At 63.1% G+C, this 7,272-nt stretch carries 4 protein-coding genes; 3 read left to right on the top strand and 1 reads right to left on the bottom strand.

Annotation, left to right across the window (positions count from 1 at the left end):
• Nucleotides 1-223 precede the first annotated feature (223 nt).
• The 3 genes from ACV4UY_RS10430 to ACV4UY_RS10420 all read left to right on the top strand — a co-directional run bounded on the left by ACV4UY_RS10430 (nt 224) and on the right by ACV4UY_RS10420 (nt 6,033).
• Entirely contained in the window at nt 224-1,651 is a 1,428-nt protein-coding gene (locus ACV4UY_RS10430) for a hypothetical protein (protein ID WP_491607532.1), read from the top strand.
• A gap of 3 nt (nt 1,652-1,654) precedes the next feature.
• Complete coding sequence (locus tag ACV4UY_RS10425) at nt 1,655-2,083, top strand: type 2 periplasmic-binding domain-containing protein (protein WP_491607531.1); 429 nt, start codon at nt 1,655-1,657, stop codon at nt 2,081-2,083.
• A 77-nt stretch (nt 2,084-2,160) separates the two neighbouring features.
• Nucleotides 2,161-6,033, top strand: coding sequence for a PAS domain-containing hybrid sensor histidine kinase/response regulator (locus ACV4UY_RS10420; protein WP_491607530.1), 3,873 nt, complete (start codon nt 2,161-2,163; stop codon nt 6,031-6,033).
• A gap of 89 nt (nt 6,034-6,122) precedes the next feature.
• Here ACV4UY_RS10420 and ACV4UY_RS10415 read toward each other — a convergent pair whose 3' ends face one another.
• Nucleotides 6,123-7,256, bottom strand: a complete 1,134-nt coding sequence (locus ACV4UY_RS10415; protein ID WP_491607529.1) for a glycosyltransferase family 4 protein — start codon at nt 7,254-7,256, stop codon at nt 6,123-6,125.
• Between the last annotated feature and the right edge of the window lie 16 nt (nt 7,257-7,272).

Below are 7,272 nucleotides of genomic sequence, written 5' to 3'. Positions count from 1 at the left end.
GGAGAACCCCCACACCCCCCGTACCATGGACCTCCCTTCGGGAGTTCCATGGTAAAAAAGAAGGTATACAAACTTGTAAAACATGGCGTATGCTCTTCACCATATCACGCGCGCGCCGAGTCTAAAATGAGGCAGGGCGCGCGAGCCGGATCATGCCCCCAGAAACGGCCTCTCCGGCCAGCAACACCACGAACAAGACGCGCTTGTCATCCATCATCGGCTCATGAAAGAGAAAGCGCATGGTTTCCTGGTATCCCACATCCTGGCACGCCTGACGCAGAATCCGGACCTTGCCATGCGCGACCCGACCCGACACGCGACGATCCGATCCCCATGGTTGCCGATGACCCGCTCCAGCCTGATCATCGCCCTGCTCGGATCCATCCTGGCCTGGCTCCATCCCACCCGTGCCATGGCCCTGGAACTCCAGCCGCCGAGCATCCATGGTTATGGGACGCTGGGATGGGTCCACGACGACCATGCCCGATCCGCCTTCACCCGCGACATCAACCAACGTCCGAAAGACTCCCTGCCCGAGAATCAATCCTGGTTCAACAACGACGCCTGGCTGCGGGATTCGCGATTGGGGATCCAGGCCAGCATGCGCCTCTCCCCGGAGCTGTCGCTGATGTCGCAGGGGGTGCTGCGCGATCAGATCAGCCGTGATTTCGGCTACTACGTCGATTGGGCCCTGTTGGCCTGGAACCCGTTTCCAGAGACGCAGCTGCGCCTGGGTCGAGTGGGATACGATCTGTTCCTGATCTCCGAACAACGCCACATGGGATACGGTTACCCCTGGATCCGTCCTCCGGTGGAGTTCCATGGCTGGATCCCCCTGTTCTCACTCGACGGGGTGGATCTCTCCCATTCCGTGCTCGTCAACGACGCACGATGGCGCGTCAAACTCCAGGGCGGACGCTCCCTGGGCATTGGCGTACCCATGGATGACGATCTCTATCATCTCGATCTGGATCGGTTGTTCGTGGCCACGCTGACCTACGAAAAAGGGCCCTGGCAGGTCAAGATCGGCCACTCCCAGCTCCACCTCAACCACGAGGCCAAACCGTTGACCCTGCTCCACGACGGTCTCGACGGGTTGACGGGATCCGGTCTGCCGGCGATCGAGGCCCAGGCCGCCCAATACCGACGCGACATGGGCTTCGCCGGATCAAGCATCACCCTCTCCACGCTCGGGGTGGTCTTCGACAATAAGGATTGGCTGGTTCAGGCCGAAATAGGCCGGACTTCCGCCTCCATCGACATGTCCACCAACCATGACATGGGCTACCTGGCGGTGGCCCGACGCCTGGGAGACTGGACCCCATACACGCTGGTCAGCGCCATACGTCCCCATCATCCGGCCCATGCCGCGACCTTCAACTGGGGCGACGGACTGCCCGCCGGCGTGGCCGATGGCCTCAACGGCCTGCAACAGGCCGCCATCACGGCGATCAACTCCAGTCGCATGGATCAGGAGACCTACTCCCTGGGGTTGCGATACGACGTGACCCCCTGGGCAGCCCTGAAGTGGCAGTGGGATTCCACACGGATCCATCCGAATGGTTATCTGCTGCGCCCCGGAAACCTTCTGGACCGCTCCCAGCCCCTGTCGGTTCAGTCGCTCTCCATGGCTCTGGATTTCGTGTTCTAACGCATGAAAACGGCCCTCACACTCCTGATTCCGATGCTGGCCTTCGTTCCCGAAGCGGCGCTGGCGGAAAATCTCGTGGTCGTGGTCCACCCCTCGAACGGACTGACGACCTTGACCCGACCGCAACTCTCCGACCTGTTTCTCGGTCGCGGCACCACCTTTCCCGATGGACGTCGCGCCATGATCGTCGAGCAGGCGCGCGACAGCCGGACCCGCGAACTCTTCTTCCGCATGATCAACGGCATGTCCCTGAATCAGGTCAACACCTACTGGGCCCGTCTGACCTTCAGCGGACGGGTCAACCCGCCGACCTTCATGACGGATGGTCAGGGCGTCCTGCAAACGGTCGCCAACAACCCGGCGGCCATCGGTTATGTGGAGGCCGGATGGGTGAATGAGTCGGTGCGGGTACTGTTGGATCTGCGCGAGTAACTTTCGATGCGGGACTCCCCTCCCCGCCGCCCGCAGAGTTCCCTGACGAGCGTTCCACGGTAAAGGATCACACGCCGATGATCACCCCCTCGCGGAGTCTGAATCGTAAACTGGCCACGATCATCGGCCTGAGCATGCTGCTCTTCTCCCTGGTGGTGAGCCTTGTCTCCTACTCCTTCACCTACACAAACGAAATCGCGGCTGGAGAACGGTTTCAGGAACGTCTGTTCCTCACCGTCAAATCCCAGGCCGAAGTCGGGGTTTACGCCCGCAACGAACCGATCGCCCGGGATGTGGTGGATGGCCTGATGGCCCACTCCCTGTTCGTGGGGGTGCGCATCGACGGCATCGATGGCTTTCGCGTGGAACAAAGCCGACGCTTCGGGGTCGATTTTTCCCACGGCAGCCCCTTTCCGCTCCACTCTCCGGTGAATGGCCAGGATGTGATCGGCTCGCTGGTCCTGGTGGTCAACGCCGAGGAGACCGATGCGATCGCGGTTCGCACCTCGTTGATTCAAGCCATGCTCTCCCTGGGCCAGAATCTTCTGGCCACCCTGATCCTGGCCTGGCTGATCCGTCAATATCTGGGCAAACCGGTGATCCGGCTCGCCGAAAAAATGCGGGAGATCCTGCCGGGAACGGGGATGCGTCTTCCGGTGGAAAAGGGACATGAGGCCGACGAGATCGGTCTGCTCGCCCAGTGGATGAACCGCATCCTGGAACGGGCGGATGAGGGGATCCGACGCGAGGGCCGGTTGCGCGCGGATCTGGAACACAGTGAAAAGCTGTTTCGCACCATCTTCGAGCAGGCCGCGGTCGGGGTGGCGCTGATCCACTCCGAGTCCGGTCGGTTCACGCGACTCAACCACCGCTATGCCGAGATGCTCGGCTATACGGTGGACGAGATGCTGGATCGCGGGTTTCAGGATATCACCCACCCGGATGATCTGGCGGCAGATCTGGCCAACATGCGGTTGCTGATCGACGGCATGATCCGCAGCTTCACCATGGAAAAACGCTATTTTCACAAAAGCGGGGCCACGGTGTGGGTCCGGCTGACGGTATCGCCCACCTGGAGCGGCGACGAGATGCCGGAACATCACATCGCGGTGGTGGAGGACATCACGCCGGAAAAGATCGCACGGGAGGATCTGGCGCAACAAAAACTCTTTCTGGCCACGGTGTTGGAGAACATCCAGGATGGGGTGGCGGCCTGCGACAGTCAAGGCCGGATGACCGTGTGCAATCCGGCCTATCGCGCCTTCATGTCCATGGAGAGCGATGCGCCGACCGGGGAGCCGTGGGTGGAGGATGGGCTGTTCCGGTTGTCCGACGGGGTGACGCCGTTGCCTCCGGACCGGGAACCCCTGACCCGCGCCTTGCGTGATGAGCCGGTGCTGGACGAAGAGTTGATGCTGGTCTCCCGGAGTGGCGACATGCGCCGCGCGCTGATCGTGACCGCACAGGCGATGCGCGATGTGCAGGGGGAACAACTGGGGGCGGTGATCTCGTTGCACGACATCACCGCGCGCAAACAGGCCGAGGAGCATCTGGCGCTCAGCGAAAAACGCTTTCGTGGCGCCTTCGAAACTGCGGCCCACGGCATGGCCCTGGTGTCCACGAACGGCTTCTTTCTCAAGGTCAACCGGGCGTTGTGCACGATCGTCGGGTACGACGAATCCGAACTGTTGGGCATGAATTTCCAGGAGATCACCCATCCGGAAGACCTGGAGCTGGATCTGAAACTGCTCCGGGAGACCCTGGACGGGAAACGAAACACCTTTCAGATGGAAAAACGCTATCTCCACAAGGACGGACAAACGCTCTGGATCCTGTTGAGCACCTCCTTGCTGCGCGACAAGGATGGCAAACCGGTCCATTTCGTGTCGCAGATCCAGGATATCACCGATCGCAAGTGGGCCGAATCGGCGTTGCGGGATAGCGAGACCCGTTATCGGATTCTGTTCGAATCCGCGCCGGATGCCATCGTGCTCACGGATCTGATCACGGATACCATCGTCAGCGCCAATGGCACGGCGTGCCGCTGGGTGGGACGTTCCCTGGAGGAACTGCGCGGCACGCCACCCGCCCGGTTGCATCCCGCCGCGATGCAGGCCGAGGTGGAGGCGTTCTACGAACCACGTCGGGAGTGGTTCACCATCGAGGCGGGTCAGAGTCTGGAGTTGGCCCTGCAGTCCAGGGATGGACGGATCGTGCCGGTGGATGCGAATGCCACGGTGCATCGTCTGGCCGGGCGTCTGGTGCGGCAGGCAGTGTTTCGCGACATCACGGAGCGCAAACAGATGGAGGTCGCCTTGCGGGCGGCCAAGGAGGCGGCGGAGACAGCCAATCGCGCCAAGAGCGAGTTTCTGGCGGTGATGAGTCACGAGATCCGCACCCCCATGCACACCATCATGGGGTTGGGACATCTGTTGCGGGACACCGGGTTGGATGCGGTGCAGCTCAGTTACGTGCAGACCATGATCGCCAGCGGCGAGAGTCTGCTGGGGATCATCCGCAACATCCTGGATCTTTCCAAGATCGAGGCCAATGCCTTGACCCCGATGAAGAGCCCCTGTCCGTTGCAGGCCCTGGTGGATGGGATCGCGCGACGGTATGCCACCCAGGCCAGGGCCAAGGGTCTGGAGCTGCGGCGCGCGGGTCTGGAAAGCCTCCCGGAGTGGGTGATCACCGATGGAGAGCGTCTGGCGCAGGTGCTCAACAACCTGTTGGACAATGCCCTCAAGTTCACCCAGCAAGGCGCGATCACCCTGGATTGCCGCGCCAGGACACAATCCGAAGCCATCGCCCTGGTCACGCTGGAGGTGCGGGATACGGGTCCCGGTTTTCCCGAAGGGTTCGCGGAACGGATGTTCGAACCCTTCACCCAGGTGGACAGCTCCCCGAGTCGCACCTTCGAAGGTGCGGGGCTGGGACTCTCCATCGCCCACCGGTTGACCGGGTTGTTGGGTGGCGTGATCGGCGGCGAGAGTCTGAGGGAGGGGGGCGCCCGGTTCTGGATCACCCTGCCCTTCCCGCTCACCGCTCCCCCGTTGGAGGAAGAAGAAGAAGAGTCGCTGCCCGAGCAGATCGGCGCGCCACGGGTGTTGCTGATCGAGGACCATCAGCTCAACCGAACGATCACGGCCCGGCTGCTCGAACAGGTCGGCTGTCGGGTGAGCGAGGCATCGGGCGGGACCGAGGGGTTGGAGCGCTTGAAGGTGGAACCATTCGATCTGGTGCTGATGGATGTGCACATGCCCGGTCTGGACGGGTGCGCGACCACGCGACGGATTCGCGCCCTGGATGGGGCGGTGGGACGCATCCCGATCATCGGTTGCACCGCGGATGCCCGCCAGGAGAACATCGATGCCTGCCTTGAGGCCGGCATGGGGGATGTGGTGACCAAGCCGGTGGTGCCGTCCCGCTTGCGGGAGGTTCTGCAACGTCTTGCCCGAGACCGGAGCGCGGATGATGCCGCGCCGGAGCGGGATCCGGAGGATGGCGGGAGTGCGGCATCCCTCCTTGGCGCCGAGGCGCCGGAGGCATCATCCGTCCGCGCTTCCGATCGGCCTCCTCGGGAGCCAACCAAACAGGAACCACACCGCCCCGCCCTGCTGGATCCGAAACAGTTCCGGCTGATCGGCTCGGCCATCTCCCCCGAGGGGTTGGTGGCGTGGAAGGAGGCGGCTTGCGCGGATGCGCGCGGTCTGTTGGTCGAGGCGCGCCGGCATCTGGATGCGGGGGATGCCCACGCGGCCCACGAAAGCCTGCACAAACTCAAGGGCAGCGCGCGCCTGATCGGCTGGGAACGACTGGCCGAGAGCGCCGAACTGGCCGACGATCCCCAGACCCTCGCGGATCCGACCCGTGCCCACACCCGGTTGGAAAGCCTGCATACCCTGCTGGAAGCGAGCCTCCAAATCCTCGTCCACGCCGACCCCGCGTGACCCGAAGGGTTGCCCTGGACGGCACCCCCGATCAGACCGCTGCGGCGGACGCATCCCGCCGCCGCATCCAACCGGAACTCAACGCGGCATCAGGGCGACCCCGCGTCGTTCTGCAACCTCTCGTAGATGTCCAGATGACCCGCGACCACCTGATGCACATCGAAAACCTCCTCTGCCCAGCGACGACCTGCCCGCCCCATCCGCGCGCACAGGATCGGATCCGCGAGCAGACCTCCGATGGCATCGGCCAGAGCCCCTGAATCACGCGCCGGCACCAGCAATCCGGTCACACCGGATCGAACCGCATCGCGACAGCCCGGGACATCCGTGGTCACCACCGGGCGTCCGCAAGCCGCCGCCTCGCACAGAACCTTGGGCAGACCTTCACGGTAGGAGGGAAGCACCACGATCGTCGCGGCGGCCAACACCGTCGGCATATCCCGACGCTTTCCCCAGATCTCCACCACCCCCTCCCGAGCCCACGCTTCCAGCTCCTGCCGGGTCAGGCTCGCGGGATTGCCTGGATCGGGCGCACCCACCAGCACGAATCGGGGCGATTCCGTTCCCTGACCATTCGTCTGGACGTGGAACGCCCTGGCAGCCGTCACGAACTCTCGAACCCCCTTGTCGATCAGCATGCGGGCCGCCAGCAACACCACGGGACGTCCCGTGGGCAATGGCGTGTCCACGAATTGATCCAGCGCAACGCCAGAGCCAGGAATCAGGGTGAGGCGCCCGGCAGGCAGGCGCGCCAACCGGGAGACCATTTCCAGGTCATCGCGATTCTGACAGATCACCATGCCATGCGCATGTCCCAGCGCCACCCGAAACAGCACGCCGATCACCTTGCGCCGAATGGCCGGCCAGATCCCCCGCGCGATGAAGACGAATCCCAATCCTGGAAGAGCCGACACCAGAACCGGCACCCCCGCCAAACGTGCCATCACGCCCCCGAACACCACCAGCTTGAGGGTGATCAGATGGACCACATCCGGCTGGATCTCCCTGAAGAGCTTCCACAAACGGATCAGCAGTCCCACGATCTCCCCAATGCCCACATGGCTGCGCGTCATCGGCAACGGATGAACGATCAAGCCATACGCCCGCAATTCCGCCATCTTGTCGGAGATGCCCGTGGCAACATGCACTTGATAGCCCTGTTCAATCGCTTTCAAGGCAATCGGCAGACGATGCGACAAAAAGAACCAATCAATGTTGATCACGAAAAGAATCTTGCGG

This window comes from Candidatus Magnetaquiglobus sp., from assembly GCF_058402785.1.
This window is presented reverse-complemented; position numbering and strand designations above follow the sequence as displayed.

Excerpts from the sequence above, each read along its gene's own strand:
- ACV4UY_RS10420 (WP_491607530.1), top strand. The coding sequence starts at position 2,161 with ATGATCACCCCCTCGCGGAGTCTGAATCGTAAACTGGCCACGATCATC.
- ACV4UY_RS10425 (WP_491607531.1), top strand. The coding sequence starts at position 1,655 with ATGAAAACGGCCCTCACACTCCTGATTCCGATGCTGGCCTTCGTTCCC.
- ACV4UY_RS10430 (WP_491607532.1), top strand. The coding sequence starts at position 224 with ATGAAAGAGAAAGCGCATGGTTTCCTGGTATCCCACATCCTGGCACGC.